Annotated in this window: 16 protein-coding genes; 6 read left to right on the top strand and 10 right to left on the bottom strand. The window is 63.6% G+C overall.

The window, feature by feature from the left end:
• Positions 1 to 19: 19 nt before the first annotated feature.
• Positions 20 to 1063, bottom strand: a complete 1044-nt coding sequence (mnmH, locus tag KR49_RS02600; protein WP_043691339.1) for a tRNA 2-selenouridine(34) synthase MnmH — start codon at positions 1061 to 1063, stop codon at positions 20 to 22.
• Positions 1064 to 1103: 40 nt separating this feature from the next.
• Here mnmH and KR49_RS02595 point away from each other — a divergent pair, with 40 nt between their 5' ends.
• Complete coding sequence (locus tag KR49_RS02595; protein WP_043696556.1) at positions 1104 to 1820, top strand: GUN4 domain-containing protein; 717 nt, start codon at positions 1104 to 1106, stop codon at positions 1818 to 1820.
• Between the two features lie 182 nt (positions 1821 to 2002).
• Complete coding sequence (locus tag KR49_RS02590; RefSeq protein ID WP_156957237.1) at positions 2003 to 2374, top strand: ATP-binding protein; 372 nt, start codon at positions 2003 to 2005, stop codon at positions 2372 to 2374.
• On the opposite strand, the gene KR49_RS02585 is transcribed toward KR49_RS02590, so the two are convergent.
• Positions 2334 to 2582, bottom strand: a complete 249-nt coding sequence (locus KR49_RS02585) for a DUF6439 family protein (protein WP_043691337.1) — start codon at positions 2580 to 2582, stop codon at positions 2334 to 2336. The genes KR49_RS02590 and KR49_RS02585 overlap by 41 nt on opposite strands.
• A gap of 53 nt (positions 2583 to 2635) precedes the next feature.
• On the opposite strand from KR49_RS02585, the gene KR49_RS02580 reads away from it, so the two are divergent.
• Complete coding sequence (locus KR49_RS02580) at positions 2636 to 2908, top strand: hypothetical protein (RefSeq protein WP_043691335.1); 273 nt, start codon at positions 2636 to 2638, stop codon at positions 2906 to 2908.
• 21 nt (positions 2909 to 2929) lie between these two features.
• Here KR49_RS02580 and KR49_RS02575 read toward each other — a convergent pair whose 3' ends face one another.
• The 3 genes from KR49_RS02575 to glnA all read right to left on the bottom strand — a co-directional run bounded on the left by KR49_RS02575 (position 2930) and on the right by glnA (position 5947).
• Entirely contained in the window at positions 2930 to 3238 is a 309-nt protein-coding gene (locus tag KR49_RS02575) for a hypothetical protein (protein ID WP_043691334.1), read from the bottom strand.
• 73 nt (positions 3239 to 3311) lie between these two features.
• Complete coding sequence (locus tag KR49_RS02570) at positions 3312 to 4385, bottom strand: class I SAM-dependent methyltransferase (protein WP_043691332.1); 1074 nt, start codon at positions 4383 to 4385, stop codon at positions 3312 to 3314.
• Positions 4386 to 4525: 140 nt separating this feature from the next.
• Positions 4526 to 5947, bottom strand: coding sequence for a type I glutamate--ammonia ligase (gene glnA / locus KR49_RS02565; protein WP_043691330.1), 1422 nt, complete (start codon positions 5945 to 5947; stop codon positions 4526 to 4528).
• A 240-nt stretch (positions 5948 to 6187) separates the two neighbouring features.
• On the opposite strand from glnA, the gene KR49_RS02560 reads away from it, so the two are divergent.
• Together KR49_RS02560 and KR49_RS02555 are read left to right on the top strand one after the other, a co-directional pair.
• On the top strand, positions 6188 to 6712 hold the full coding sequence (locus KR49_RS02560) for an allophycocyanin subunit beta (protein ID WP_043691329.1): 525 nt from the start codon (positions 6188 to 6190) through the stop codon (positions 6710 to 6712).
• 96 nt (positions 6713 to 6808) lie between these two features.
• On the top strand, positions 6809 to 7993 hold the full coding sequence (locus tag KR49_RS02555) for an alanine--glyoxylate aminotransferase family protein (protein ID WP_084187928.1): 1185 nt from the start codon (positions 6809 to 6811) through the stop codon (positions 7991 to 7993).
• On the opposite strand, the gene KR49_RS02550 is transcribed toward KR49_RS02555, so the two are convergent.
• On the bottom strand, positions 7965 to 8435 hold the full coding sequence (locus KR49_RS02550) for a nucleoside deaminase (protein WP_043691326.1): 471 nt from the start codon (positions 8433 to 8435) through the stop codon (positions 7965 to 7967). The two genes, KR49_RS02555 and KR49_RS02550, sit on opposite strands and share 29 nt — an antisense overlap.
• Before the next feature lie 71 nt (positions 8436 to 8506).
• On the opposite strand from KR49_RS02550, the gene KR49_RS02545 reads away from it, so the two are divergent.
• Entirely contained in the window at positions 8507 to 9904 is a 1398-nt protein-coding gene (locus KR49_RS02545; protein WP_052378287.1) for an aminotransferase class V-fold PLP-dependent enzyme, read from the top strand.
• A 126-nt stretch (positions 9905 to 10030) separates the two neighbouring features.
• On the opposite strand, the gene KR49_RS02540 is transcribed toward KR49_RS02545, so the two are convergent.
• The 4 genes from KR49_RS02540 to KR49_RS02525 are packed head-to-tail and all read right to left on the bottom strand — an operon-like array spanning position 10031 to position 14814.
• Entirely contained in the window at positions 10031 to 11632 is a 1602-nt protein-coding gene (locus KR49_RS02540; RefSeq protein WP_043691324.1) for a YcjF family protein, read from the bottom strand.
• Positions 11629 to 13779, bottom strand: a complete 2151-nt coding sequence (locus KR49_RS02535; RefSeq protein ID WP_052378142.1) for a transglycosylase domain-containing protein — start codon at positions 13777 to 13779, stop codon at positions 11629 to 11631. The genes KR49_RS02540 and KR49_RS02535 overlap by 4 nt, the downstream gene beginning before the upstream one ends.
• Positions 13772 to 14251, bottom strand: a complete 480-nt coding sequence (gene lspA / locus KR49_RS02530) for a signal peptidase II (protein WP_043691322.1) — start codon at positions 14249 to 14251, stop codon at positions 13772 to 13774. Before lspA ends, KR49_RS02535 begins: the two co-directional genes overlap by 8 nt.
• The gene (locus KR49_RS02525) at positions 14248 to 14814 is read right to left on the bottom strand and encodes a biotin transporter BioY (protein ID WP_043691320.1); all 567 of its coding nucleotides are present in this window, start codon (positions 14812 to 14814) and stop codon (positions 14248 to 14250) included. Before KR49_RS02525 ends, lspA begins: the two co-directional genes overlap by 4 nt.
• Between the last annotated feature and the right edge of the window lie 37 nt (positions 14815 to 14851).

The raw sequence follows: 14851 nt of genomic DNA, 5'->3' as shown, positions 1-14851 counted from the left end.
ACTGATCTGAGGGCGGATCTTAGTCGGATCTCTCCATGCAACTGAGCTGGATCAGGTGATCTGCTGCCGCCGAGGGTGACAGACCGCTGATGTCGATGCTCTGGCGTTGCGGTGTCCGTTCCAGCTCATGGTCGTAACAGCGGTCGTAGTAATCGAGGGTGGCCCGACAGGCGGTTCCCCAGTCTTCAGCCTCAATCGCCTTCAGGGCCATGGCCGTGCGCTGCGGTCCCAGCCGCCGGCTGATGCGTTGCGTGGCCTCGCTCAGGGCTTCCTGCCCCTGTGATCCGTAGACCTCCACCAACTGGTTGACCCGTTCCTCGAGTGTTCGCTGAATCTCCAGCACCGGGGCCTGTTGCATCTGCTGGAACAGACCTGCAGGAATCCGGCAGCGTCCAACCTGCACACTCTCGGCTTCCAGCCAGATGCTTCGGGCCTGCGACCGCCGATGCCGGTCGAGACACTCGGCCAGTTTGTTCTCGTAGTGCTCTGTGGACGGCTGCTGCGGCAATCCCAGCCCTCCGAAGCTGCTGCCCCGGTGATGGGCCAGTCCCTCGAGATCGACCATGGCCACGCCCCGCTGTTCCAGAGCCAGCAGTAGATCGGTCTTGCCCGTCCCGGTGCGGCCTCCGAGCAGGCGCAGGGGCCAGGGTCTGCTGAACTGCTCGAGCACCCAGTGCCTGTACTGCTTGTAGCCACCCTTCAGAAGCAGCGGTTTGAGGTCGATCTGTTCCGCCAGCCAGGCGATGCTGGCTGATCGCATGCCTCCTCGCCAGCAGTAGATCCTCGGGGGGACTCCCCCGGCGAGAGACTCCAGCCTGGCGGCGAGTTCGGCCAGCTTCGGGCCGGTGATCTCAAGACCGAGCTGCACCGCCCGGCGGCGCCCCTCCTGCTTGTAAGCCGTGCCGACGGCAGCGCGCTCGTCATCCTCGAAGAGAGGAAGGTTCCGAGCCTCTGGCCAATGCCCGCGGTCGAATTCCGATGGACTGCGCACATCGATCAGCGGACCGCTCTGCTCCCGCAGTTCCTCGACGGTGACGGAACGGGCGATTCCCATGCCTGACATAGTGGGCCAACGCCGAGCCAGTCAGGGCCGGTTGCAATCCATGCTTTCTGGTTCCTCACCCGCCACCAGCCTCAGTCCCGACCAACTGCTCGAGCGGTTCGCGACCGGCAATCCACGTCAGCGCCGCAGTCTGATCAAGACCGTCGAGGCTCGGATCGGTGATCTTGAGGCCTTAGGAGATGGCTTGCTGGAGCCATTTGACCCTGCTGGTGATGACTGGGCGGCCGGCTGGATCCTGCAGCTGTTGCATCGCCAACACCCCGAACGGGTCAGCGCATTGCTCGGCAGCTGCCCGGATGGATGGTTCAAGGTTGAATCAGCTGTCGGCATCGACTACCGGGGCCTGCAGCAGGATCTGCTTCAGGAGGATTTCCAGGCAGCCGACCGCTTCACGAGTGCCGCACTCAGGCAGTTGGCAGGTCCGGAAGCTGAGAGGCGGGGTTACGTGTACTTCAGCGAGGTGCCGGCAATGCCGGGGGTTGACCTGACCGTGATCGACCGTCTCTGGACCGCGTATTCCCAGGGACGATTCGGTTTCACGACTCAGGCACGGCTTCTTCAGGCACTGGGTGGGCGTTATGACCTTCTCTGGCCTCGTATCGGCTGGAAACTTGATGGTGTCTGGACCCGCTATCCCGGCGCCTTCACCTGGAGCCTGGAGGCGCCGGAAGGGCACATGCCCCTGGTCAACCAACTGCGTGGTGTCCGTCTGATGGATGCCTTGCTGAATCACCCAGCCCTGCAGCAACGGCGGTAACCAATCGATCTGTGCAGACCGCAAAGAACCGTTAGGTTCGAGAAAGTCCAGCAGTGATCCGGATCGTGCCACCTCAGCGGTCCTTATCCCTCGTTCCTCCGTCGAGCGATCCGATCGCGTCGATTCCGTCGTTCCGGTGGGCCGATTTCGTTCTGCCCTCCACGCTTCAGCTGGCACCGCTGATGGAGCTTCTGATCGAACCGGTCGGATGTCTGGTGACATGCCAGCGCATTGAGCTCGGTCTGCACGAGGCACTGGTCAATGCCGTTCGTCACGGCAACGCGGAAAACCCCGCCAAGCGGCTCCGGGTCCGTCGCATCCTCACGCCCAACTGGTTGATCTGGCAGATCCAGGATGAAGGTCAGGGGATGCCGAGGGGGGTGCGTCAGCCCTCTCTCCCGGATCAGCTTGATGCCGCCAGCGGCCGAGGTCTTTTCCTGATCCATCAGTGCTTCGACGATGTCCGCTGGAGCCGACGGGGCAACCGTCTGCAACTCGCCTGCCGCAGGCCCGTCAGCGATGGGGGCAGCCAGGATCCTTCAGCTCACCTCTGATCCAGCCGAGAGCCTGTTCGGTGAGGCTGGCCACATCCTCGCGGCGGCCATTGGCGGTCAGCTGAGCCAGTGCTGCCATGAGCAGTTCAGCGGCGCGACGATCGGAACTGGTTTTCAGACGATGCCAGTCCCGATCGCTGATCTTCATCAGATCATGCAGCTCCTGGGTCAGCTTGCGGGTTCCATCAGGCCATTCAGCGGGCGGCATCGAGCTGGAGGAGAGGAGATCGGTCTAGTTTCAGGGAAACAGTGCAGTGGTTGATGCCTCAGCACCGTGCTGAACGTCGCCAGCTCCGCTGGCTTCACACCGCCTCCCTGTTGATGCTTCAGGGTCGCCGTCAGGCTGTCAGCCTGCGGAGCGGGAGAGGCAGTTCCCAGCGTCGCTGGAAGCAGCGCCAGAACCTGGCTCAGAAACTTCTGGAAAGCCCAGCAGAAGGTTGGACGCTGCCGCGTCAGCGAGGTGCAAGGTTCTGGCGGGCCCTGCGCTGGGGGGGAGCAGGATTCGTGGTCGCCTGGTGGCTGAGGGGAGGCTGAGGAGAACCCTCAGCCCAGCTTTTAGGAATTCTGCTGAACAACCACGAGGGAGACGGGTCGCTCTGACTGAGCTTCCCTGAGGGGCGGAAAGGGGCGTTCCGAAGGTCTGGGCAGATCATTACCCCGAAGCCAGGCACTGTGGAGCGCACGGCGACGGCGGTCCTCAGCGAGCACCAGACGATCAGCTGCGCTCTGAGGACTTTCCCCGGGGAGCACAGCGGTTCGCAGGCAGATGCCAAAACCGTGGGCTTCCACCTGAACATGGCCTTCCATCAGAACGACCTGGAAGATCCATCCCTGAAGCCAACGCAACCGGAAAGGATTGGTCATGGATCATCCCAACGGTCGAACACACCCTATGGATGTTGAACGGATCTGCAAGGTGGGCTGTCAGCGAACCCGTTCAGAGTGCTGAAACCACAGGTTTCCGCGCGGTCCATACCCTCGTCATGAAATGGGATTCGCCTTTGATGGCCTCGAATCCTGCGCTGGCCAGGCGTGCGGGGATGTCATCACTGATGTAATCGCGGTAGTAGGGCTCGTGAAAGACCCTTCTGAAGTTCTCCATCGCGACGCCGAACTCCGGCGAGTCGTTGATCTGGACCGAATCCGCGAGAACGAAGGTTCCGCCGGGCTCCAGCACCCGCCAGGCTTCGTTCAGCACGTTCTGGCGCGCTTCCCCCGGGAGCTCATGGAGCAGAAACACACAGGTCACGGCCTGCAGGCCGTCATCAGCCAGAGGAAGACGTTCTCCATTCGCCCGCAGTAGCTCCACCAGTGGTGACGTCCCACCATTCAGCCAGCGATTCGCCTGCCTGAGGTAGGCCTCCGAAAGATCGATCCCGATCAGTTCCGCGTGGGGAAAGGCTCCGCGGATCTGATGCAGGGTTCGACCGGTGCCGGTCGCCACATCAAGAATCCTCAGCGAGGCCGGCGATCGATCTGAGAAGTGACGCAGACCTCTCTTGAGAGGTGCCAGAACGCGGCGACGCATGGCATCGGCGGTGCCGTTGAACAGAATCTCAACCTGGAGGTCGTAGAGGCCTGCCGAGTGATCGCTCAGATACCCATCCGTCTGGTGGTGGAAGTTCTGGAGGTAGTAGTCGGGATAGAGGCTGGGGTCGGTTCCTTCCGGCAGATCTCTCACATTGCGCTGCTTGCGGCGGGACCAGGTTGAGGGCAGATCGAGCCAGACCATCGGATACGTTCTGGCCCACTCCAGCCAGGGCGCATCAAAGAGCAGTTCCTGTGGATACACACCCTGCTCAGCGTCAGCCCAGTCCCGTTCCTCGAGCTTCGCCATGGCAGCTCGGAGGGTGTTCAGCATCTCGGGAGGAACCGATTCCGTGCTGGGGACGGCTTCCGGAGCCACAAGCGACATCAGCCGCGTGCTGAGGTCTTTGTGAACCAGACCGGCCAGACCTTTCCCCTGCTGCAGGGTCTGGTAAGCGAGCTTGCTGAAGGGCGTGGTCGCCATCGGAGTGCGTTGAAGACGACCATTCCAGCGAATCCATTGCTGAAACGGGGACTCTGCTCATCAGACGGAACCTGACGGTCATCAAAAAGGCCCGTCTCCTGAGAAGACGGGCCCCTGAACACACCGACCGGATCCCCGGATCAGGCGTCGTAGTACATCGCGAACTCGTGGGGGTGAGGACGCTGCCGGAGCTGCTGAACCTCCTCGTATTTGATGTCAATCCAGTTCTGGATGAAGTCATCAGAGAAGACGCCTCCCTCGGTCAGGAATCCCCTGTCGGCATCCAGAGCTTCGAGGGCGCCGTTGAGAGATGGCGGAACCGTGGAGATGCTGGCGAGTTCTTCGGCAGGCAGTTCGAACAGGTCCTTGTCGAAGCCGTCACCGGGATCGATCTGATTCTTGATGCCGTCGATGCCGGCCATCATCATGGCGCTGAAGGCCAGATAAGGATTGGCCAGAGCATCACCCGAGCGGAACTCCAGACGCTTGGCCTTGGGGCTTGGGCCTGTGAGGGGGATGCGGACGGCGGCGGACCGGTTCCCTTCGGAGTACACCAGGTTCACAGGAGCTTCGAATCCGGGCACCAGTCGCTTGTAGCTGTTGGTGGTGGGGTTTGTGAAGGCGAGGAATGCCGGAGCGTGCTTCAGGATTCCACCGATGTACCAGCGAGCCGTCTGGGAGAGGTTGGCGTAGGTGCCTTCTCCGAAGAACAGGGGCTGGCCGCCCTTCCAGAGGCTCTGGTGCACGTGCATGCCGCTTCCGTTGTCGTTGAAGACAGGCTTCGGCATGAACGTGGCCGTCTTGCCGTACTTCTTCGCGACGTTGCGGACGACGTACTTGTACGTCATGACGTTGTCGGCTGCCTGGATCAGCTCAGCGAATTTCATGCCCAGCTCGTGCTGGCCAGCGCCGGCCACTTCATGGTGGTGCTTCTCGATGGGAATCCCGAGCTGGCCCATGAGCAGAAGCATCTCCGAACGGATGTCCTGGGCTGTGTCGTTCGGAGCGACGGGGAAGTACCCCTCCTTCTCCTGAATTTTGTAGGCGAGGTTGCCGCCTTCCTCGAGGCGACCGGTGTTCCAGCCCGCCTCGATCGTGTCAACGCTGTAGAAGGCGCCACCGGAGGACGAGTTGTAGCGGACGTCGTCAAAGAGGAAGAACTCAGGCTCAGGACCGAAGAAGGCCATGTCAGCAAGGCCGGTCGAGCTCAGATAATCGAGAGCCCGCTGGGCCAGGGCGCGAGGGCAGCGCTCGTAGGGCAGACCGGTGCGCGGCTCCTGAATCGAGCAGATCATGCTCAGGGTTTTGTGCCGGTAGAACGGGTCCACCCAGGCGGTGTTGGGGTCGGGCACCATGGCCATGTCGGAGGCCTGGATGCCTTTCCAGCCGCGGATCGATGAACCGTCAAAGGCAAGGCCCTCGGTGAAGGACTCCTCCTCCAGCAGATCGGTGCAGACCGTGAGGTGCTGCCACTTGCCGTGGAGGTCAGTGAACTTGAGGTCGATCAGTTCAATGCCCTCGTCTTTGATCTGACGGAGGACATCCTGTGAAGTTTTTGCCATGGAAAGACGTCTCGGCCCTAGGCGTGCTTTTAGGACCGTAAAGATCCTGAATACCCCATTGTGTAGCAAGGGGTACAAAATTCTCCACCCATCGCCTGGGGCGACATCTCTGCTCGGCCGGTTCCGCTGACGCTCCGCGTAACCGTTTCTGTCAACTTCGCTGGAACTCAGGCCCCCAGAGGCTTTTCGCCGGATGACAGGTGTTAGCTTCCGGCCGGGAGTGTCTGTCGAATCCACAGCATGCGCGACGCCATCAGCGGATTGATCGGTCGATATGACCAGCAGGGTCGTTACTTCGACCGCATGGCCATCGACCGGATCGAGTCGTTCCTTGGTGAGTCCGAACTTCGGATCCGCGCCGTGGAGCTGATCAACCGCGATGCCGCCGAGATCGTCCGCGAGGCGAGTCAGACGCTGTTCCTGGATGAGCCGGAACTGCTGCTCCCGGGAGGCAACGCTTACACCACAAGGCGCCTCGCGGCCTGTCTGCGGGACATGGACTACTTCCTGCGCTACGCCAGCTATGCCCTCGTGGCTGGAGACAGCACGATCCTCAACGAGCGGGTGCTCAACGGGCTGGATGACACCTACAAGAGCCTCGGGGTACCAACCGGTCCGACGGTTCGAAGCATCGTGCTTCTCGGTGAGGTCGTCTGTGAACGACTCCGGTCCGAAGGGGTCCCCCTGGAGCGCCTGGCCACCGTCCGAGAGCCCTTCGATCACATGGCCAGAGGCCTCGCTGAGACCAACGTGCGTCAGCGCTGATCCGAAGCTTCAACGACTGCGTTGCAAACCGACGGATTTCGTCCGCTGGGTGAGATGAGTGCGTAGCATCTGCGGCCAGACCTCCTGCTCAGGGCCTTGGCGACGACCCACTCACTCCTTCCCGTAGACGACAGTCACCGCAGGAGCTTCGATCCGATCGCCACCCCGGACAGACTGCTTCTCGGACCGGGGCCGTCCAATGCCCACCCGACGGTGCTGAAAGCTCTGTCTCGCACGCCCATCGGCCATCTCGATCCGCTCTACGTGGAATTGATGAGCGAGGTTCAGGAACTGCTTCGTTACGCCTGGCAGACCGAAAACCGACTCACGCTTCCGATGAGCGGTACCGGTAGCTCCGCAATGGAGGCAACCCTGGCGAACACCGTCGAACCCGGTGACACCGTTCTCGTCGCGGTGAAGGGGTACTTCGGTTTAAGGCTTGTGGACATGGCCGGTCGCTACCGCGCCGACGTCAGAACCATCGAAAAGCCCTGGGGAGAATGGTTCTCCCTTGAGGAGCTCGAGGCGGCGATCCTCGAGCACAAGCCGGCGATCCTGGCGATGGTGCATGCCGAAACCTCCACAGGGGTCTGCCAGCCCATGGAGGGAGTCGGCGAGCTGTGCCGCCGGCACGACTGCCTGCTGCTGCTGGATACGGTCACGTCTCTCGGCGGTGTTCCGCTCTACATCGATGACTGGCAGGTCGATCTCGCTTACAGCTGCAGTCAGAAGGGACTCAGCTGCCCCCCTGGGCTTGGTCCCTTCACGATGGGCCCCCGCGCTGAGGCCAAGATGGAAGCTCGCCGGGACAAGGTGCCGAACTGGTATCTCGACGTCTCCCTGCTCAACAAGTACTGGGGCAGCGACAGGGTTTACCACCACACAGCGCCTGTGAACATGAACTTCGGCATGCGGGAGGCCCTGCGTCTGCTTGCCGAGGAAGGGCTGGACCAGTCCTGGGCCCGACATCGTCGCAATGCGGAAGCGCTCTGGAGCGGCCTGGAGGCACTCGGTCTTGAAATGGTCGTTCCCGAGGAGCATCGGCTTCCCACCCTCACCACCGTTCGCATCCCTGAAGGGGTTGATGGAAAGGCATTCAGCCAGCATCTGCTCAATACCCATGGCATCGAGGTGGGTGGTGGCCTCGGCTCCCTCGCCGGCAAGATCTGGCGCATCGGTCTGATGGGCTACAACTCAACCCCCGAGAACGTCGACCGGCTGCTTGATCTGTTCAAGACCGAGCTCCCCAGCTTCAAGGGGACCGTCGCCGCCGCTGCCTGAACCAGCCTTCCAGCTGATCTCGGGCTTCGATCCGTAGAACCCCTCCCTGCACCGACATGTGATGGTGCGCACTTGCATGGGTGGACAGATCGAGGCTTCCCCCCAGGCCCCCTCGCTTGGGATCCGATGTTCCATAGATCACACAGCCCATCCGCGCCTGCACAAGGGCTCCGGCACACATCGGGCACGGTTCAAGCGTGACGATCAAGGTGCAGTCGTTGAATCTCCAGTCGCCCTGAACCCAGGCGGCCTGTCTGAGCGCAACCAGTTCGGCGTGACCAAGAGGATCCCTCCCCGTCTCGCGTCGGTTGCTGCCATGGCCGATGCAGCGACCTTCGGCATCCAGAACCACGGCTGCCACCGGCACTTCCCCGGCCTCACCGACCCTCTCCGCCCGCTGAAGCAGCACTGTCATCCAGCGCTGCACGGTGGCTTCCCGCATCAACGCACATCGAACGATCTGTGAGCACGTTCCCACGAAAGGCGAGGATCAGCGAAGCTCCACCGTTGCCGGTGCACGCCAGCTCCGATCTGCGTCAGCCCGTGACCTGGCTTCCACCCTTCGCCTCCCCTGACAGCCCGGACCCTGTCCTGCGCCATTTCCTTCATCAGGCGAGCGACCTGCTCTGCGAGTGGATCGGCACGGCCGCGGACCGCCCACCGCTGCCTGTGGTCCGTCCCGAGCCGGAGCTGGTGCCTGGGGATCAGGGATGCGACGTACCGGCGCTGTTGAACGACCTGCAGATCGTCATGGACGGGGCCTATCAGCCGTCCCACCCCGGGGCGCTGGCCCACCTTGATCCCCCTCCGCTCACCGCCTCGATTGCAGCGGATCTGATCTGTGCCGGCCTGAACAACAACCTGCTGGCCGAGGAACTCTCCCCAGGCCTGTCCAGCCTGGAGCGCCAGCTCTGCCGCTGGTTCTGTCAGCGACTCGGGCTGCCTGAGAACGCCGGAGGTGTGCTGGCTACAGGTGGAACACTCAGCAACCTGATGGCCCTGGTGACTGCCCGTAGCCTGCAAGGCCCCGGTGATGGCGTCGTCCTCTGCAGTCGGGATGCCCATGTTTCCCTTCAGAAGGCGACACGGGTGATGGGTCTGGCCGGAGACGGTCTGCAGCAGCTTCCCGTGGACAGCGAGGGTCGCCTCTGCTCCACCGCTCTCGAGCGGGCGCTGCAGGATCTTCACCGCCGTGGTCGACCCTGCCTTGCGGTGGTGGCGACAGCGGGCACGACGATCCGCGGTGCCATCGATCCTCTTGCTGAGATCGCCACCGTCTGCCGTCGCTATGAGGCCTGGCTTCACGTGGATGCTGCGATCGGGGGCGTCTTCGCCCTCTCGGAGGACTGGTCTCCCCTGTTCCGTGGGCTTGAGCAGGCGGATTCGATCACGCTCAATCCGCAGAAGCTTCTGGGGATCGCCAAAGCGTCTTCCCTTCTGCTGGTCCGGGACGTCGGTCATCTGCATCAGAGTTTCTCCACCGGCCTGCCGTACATGGACGGCGCCAGCGGTGAGCCCCATGGCGGTGAGCTCGGATTGCAGGGCACACGTCCTGCCGAAGTGCTGAAGCTCTGGCTGGGACTGAGACAGCTCGGTGAACAGGGAATCGCGATGGTGTTGCGATCGGCCCTCGAGCGGCGGGACCATGTCCGTCGTCGGTTGGACTTGGACCGGTTGACGCTGCTGGACGGCTCACTGCATCTGCTGTCCCTGCATCCCCACGCCGCTGACGCGGACCATTGCGACTCCTGGTCGCAGACCACCCGCCAATGGCTTCTGGGTCAGGGGTTCATGCTGTCGAGACCGCGCTACGGCGACCGCTATTGCCTGAAGGCCGTCTTCGGCAACCCCCACACCGGACCCCAGCACCTGGACCGGCTGGCTGAGCTGATCAACGACTCGCTCCTCTGAGCGTCATCCCTCAGAATCGCCCCACTGCGCAGTCTGTGATGAAGGAGGAACGAGGCCGTTCCCGCTGGATCGCCATCATCACCGGTGCGATCTCCGTCGCCATCGGCGTTCTCTATCTCGGGATGATCACGGTCCTGGACGCCCGCGGTCCGATGCTCCCCCCTCCTCCCGAGGCTCTGGCCGGGGTGGGAGCTTCCGATCTGGGCGGCGCTGCAACGGTTCCACCACCTGCCGCACGGCCATCTCAACAAAGCTCCTGAGAGAGGCATCGCGACGGTTCAGTTCAAAGGCCTGCCGCACGGCATCCTGAACACCTCCGTCCCCCCAGTCCTGGTCCTGCTCGAAATAGCGGATGAAGCTGAACCCGGCGATGCGGGTCAGCCAGGCCGCAGCCACGCCCTGGATCGCCCGTCCGGCCAGCAGGGTCGGCAGACTGAGGCTGAGAGCGGTACCGATCAGGCTCATCGCTCCCTTGACCAGTCCCAGGGTCGCCAGCGTCCGTCCCACGGACAGCGCCAGCTCACGAGCCCGATCTCTGGAGAGTTCGACTCCATAGACGCCGGCCATCTCCATCACCATCTGGGCATTCACGGCAGCCGTTCCAAGCAGGTCAACGCCGGGCAGCGGCGTGGCTGCCACGACCCCGCCACTGATCCAGCTGTAGCGGTCCACGCAGCGCTGAGCCTCCCGTCGTCGCTGGCGGTTCAGCAGCTGCCGACCCTGCTCATCCAGCCTGCGGCACTGCAGAAGGATGTTGTCGGCGATCAGTTCCTCGCCATCAGCGTGGAGCACGGCTGCGAGCCGCTGCAGCAGCTCCACCACATCCGGTGCCGGTTGCAGCGGCTGGCCCCCCGGTCTGGGAATCGACTGGGGTGAGGCACTGCAGGCGATCACATCCAGCTCCTCCACCAGCCCTCTGCAGCGGTGACGCAGCACCTCCAGCAACCGTCGCTCCTCTTCAACACCTCGCAGATCACGCTTGTTCAGCACCAGCAGCAGACGCTTTCCAAGGTCGGCGATCGACTGCAGAACGCCGAACTCGGAGGCCCTCAGATCTCCATCCACCACCACAAGGAGCAGATCGGAACGCACGGCCACCCTCCGTGCCGTTTCCTCACGGGTATACCCGGCGTCCCCGGCCTCGAGGATGCCGGGGGTGTCCACCAGCTGCAGGCCACGCTGCAAGCCCCGCAGTTTCAGGCGATAGGTGCGGCTGTGCTGGGTGGAGCCCATCGCCGCGGCGACCTCCCCCACCATCTCCTGAAGCAGTGCACGGATCAGAGAGGTCTTCCCGCTTGAGCCGCTGCCGAACACGGCCACCACGAGGTCGCCGCGCGTCAGATCCTCCGCGACCCGCTGCCGCTCCCGTCGCAGTCCCTCGCGGGTGATGTCGTCCTGAAGCTGTTCCAGCACGCGGTCGATGCTGTCCAGACTTCGGGTCGCGGCCTCGCGCCGATCGCTCGGAACCTGAATCTGCGGTTCCGTGGTCTGATCCGGCCGCCGCTTCCGTCGCTGCCAGCTCTGCCACCATGGCCAGCCGATCTGGATCCCGAGAGCGAGGATCAGGCCGACGGCCAGCAATAGCACCGGAGTGAGCAACCAGCCCGGCAGCAGATAGCTGAGATCCCAGAGCAGGCTGCGGACCGCCTGGAGGATGGCTCCAATCACCACAAGGGCCAGGAGCCCGGCAGCAAGGCCGATCAGCAACCGGCTGCGCGGCGGAATCATTGCGTGACGCTGCCGCGACCCGCTGCCCGGATGATGTCGCCCCAGAGGACCGCGGCAAGGGCGCTGGAGCTGGCGGTCGGACTGTTGTCGTCGTTGCCCAGCCAGATGCCGAGCACCCAGTGACGCGAGGGTTCGTAGCCGATGAACAGCAGATCACGACCGTCGTTCGTGGTGCCCGTCTTGCCTCCCTCCTTGCCGCCGAGATAGGCCCCTCGACCGGTGCCGTTGCGCACCACCGCCTGCAGCAGCGTCTGCATCCGCTTGGCAGTCTCGGGCCGGACGGCCCGACGCTCGGCGTTGAGACTTCCGCTGCCGGTGGCTGTGAGACTGCGGCAGGACCTGGCCTGCTCGGCTGTGCAGGTCTCCGCGTCCACAAGCCTGCGGATGGTGGTCGGTGGATGCCACAGTCCGTCGTTGGCCACCGCGGCATAGGCACTGGTGAGTTCGATCAGTCGGACTTCGCTCTGACCGAGGGCAAGACCCGGTACGGGGTCGAGCGGTGTGGTGATCCCGAGAGCCCTGGCCTGACGCACGACCTGCTCCAATCCGATCCGACGGGACAGTCGCAGGGCTGCGGTGTTGTTGCTGAACGCAAAGGCGCTCAGCAGCGTCAGTTCCCCCTTGCAGGTGCTCTCAAAGGTTTGACCTCCCCACTCCAGCCCCTCGCAGTTCAGCTTGGTTCCCGGGCTAATGCCGCGCTCCAGCGCCGCGAGGTAGGTCATCAGCTTGAAGGTGCTGCCGGGCTGCCTCAGCGCCATCGTGGCCCGGTTGAACTGGCTGAATCGATAGTCACGGCCACCGGCGATGGCGAGAACACCACCGTTGCGGCTGTCAAGCACCACCGCTGCCCCCTGCCCGACGCCAAGGCCGGCGCTGCTCTCGAGCAGATTTTGCAGCTGTCGGACCACCACGGACTGGAGCACAGGGTCGAGATGGGTCTCGATCAGAAAATTCCCTTCCGCTGCCACCTCCGGTCCCACCAGGGCAGTGAGATCTCGGCGCACCTGGTCGCTGTAGAAGGGTGCTGTACCGGCATTGACCTGGCTGCAGGCCTTCGGCGACAGCTGGATCGGTCGACGACGGGCTTCGCGGGCGGCTTCCAGGGACAAGCGCCCCTCATCGGCCATCTTGTTGAGCACCAGATTGCGGGCCTCCAGTGCCCGCTGGGGGTAACGGCAGGGATCGTGTCCGTTCGGAGACGGCAGCAGGCCCACCAGCAGGGCCGCCTGCTCCAGGTTGAGCTTGCTGGCCGAGGTGTTGAAGTAGGCCCGGGCGGCGTCCTCGAATCCGAAGCCGACACCGAGATACACCCTGTTCAGATAGCTCAGCAGCAGCTCTGCCTTGCTGAAGCGGCTCTCCAGCTGCAGAGCCACCAGCAGCTCCCTCCATTTGCGTTCGATCGTGTCGCCCTGCCCGACCTGGTCGGGATACAGGCTGCGGGCCAGCTGCTGGGTGAGACTGCTGCCCCCTTCAAGCACCTCGCCACCAACGACATTGGTCGTCAGTGCCCGCAGGGTGCCGATGGCATCGATGCCGGGATGCCACCAGAAGCGGTTGTCCTCGCTGGCCAGCAGAGCATCGACGATGGATGGAGAAAATTCCTGGATGCTGCCGAGTTCACGGTGGCGCTGGGAATCAGCAGAACGGATCGGCTGGTTGTTCCGGTCGTAGATGGCGATCGGACCCTGAACCGTGGCCAACCTCCCGCGGACCGGGACACTGAGATTGGCGAGAAGCAGCAAGGCGCCGGTGGTGCTGAGTCCCGCCACCACCAGGGCCCCGGTCAGCCAGGCAAGACGCCGACCGTTGTGTTCACGCGGGTTGATGAAGCGAAGAGTCGGTGATCCCGCCTCGGAAGCGGGTGCCAGGGCAATCCGGTCACCGTCACGCAGTTCCAGTTCTCTGACACGGCGGCCCTTCCACCAGATCCCGTTGGTGGAGTCCTGATCGATCAGCAGCCAGTGCCGTCCACGACGTTGCAGCAGAGCATGCAGGCGGCTGATGGCCGGATGATTGAGCGGAACCTCGAGACTGTCCTCCCGCCCGAGTCGATAGCCGTCTCCATGCAGGGGGATGCTTCGGTCCGGCTGATCCAGCTGGTGAACAACCAGGCTGGGCACTCCGGATTCAGCAATGCGTTCAGCCACGGCGAATCCCGCTGCGGTTCGACCAGAGGTCCACAGCGAAGCAGATCACGGCGAGATTGATGGCGACATCAGCCGGATTGAAGATCGGGAAGTCGATCGGAACAAGGGCCAGAAAATCGACCACATAGCCGAGCCGCCAGCGGTCCAGTCCATTGCCGAGACTGCCCCCCAGCAGGAAGCCGACAGCCAGCCCCTGCCAGATCGGAAGCCTCTGCTGTCGCCAGAGCCAAATCAGAACGGCGATGACCACCACCAGACTCAGCAGTGCAAGCAGCGGTGTCGCTCCCCGCAGCAGGCTGAACGCTGCTCCGGTGTTGTGCACCAGGCGCAGATCCAGCAGACCGGGAACAACCTTGATCGAGCGGCCATCGCTCAGCAGGGCCGTGATCCAGGCCTTGCTCAGCTGATCACAGAGCACAACGGCGACGGCGATCAGAATCACGCCACTCCGTCCCAGCACGCGATGGTTCATCCCGGCACCATCAGCAGACGGCGCAGCACGACGGCGATCAGGCCCACTCCGCAGCACAGCAGGAGCTGCGCCGGCAGGGGACCCAGCGAGTACTGAACGATCAGCTGGGGCAGGGAGACGCTCCAGCGGCTCAACAGAGCACCAAGGCCAAGGTTCAGAAGTCCGCAGAGCTGCAGAACCATCAGCCCCGCGATGGCGGAGCCGGTTTGCGCGGTCAGATCCCCCATCTCGTTCTGCTGGGACAGCCGTCCTGTGAGCCAGGCGGCCGGAATGAATCCGGCCAGATAGCCGAACCCGGGCTCGAGCACATAAGTGATTCCGCCACCGCTCTGGAACACGGGCAGATCAGTGAGGCCGATGCTCAGATAAGCGACGGCAGCGATCACCCCGGCCCTGGGACCACAGACCAGTGCGCAGAGCAGCAGGGCCGGGACCTGCCAGGTCGCCGGCAGCTCCACCACTGACAACGGCAACGGCACCAACAGGGCTGCCGGCAGCAGGCTGCCGATCAGGATCAGCAGCAGACCGGCGAGGGCGCCGCTCCATGTGGCCAGGGCCCGCACGGCTTGGCTTCGACTCGGCCCATCCTGCTTGACAATG

The organism is Synechococcus sp. KORDI-49 (assembly GCF_000737575.1).
GTDB lineage: Bacteria > Cyanobacteriota > Cyanobacteriia > PCC-6307 > Cyanobiaceae > Parasynechococcus.
Note: the sequence above shows the minus strand (reverse complement) of the source record. Positions and strands in the feature narration are given on the sequence as shown.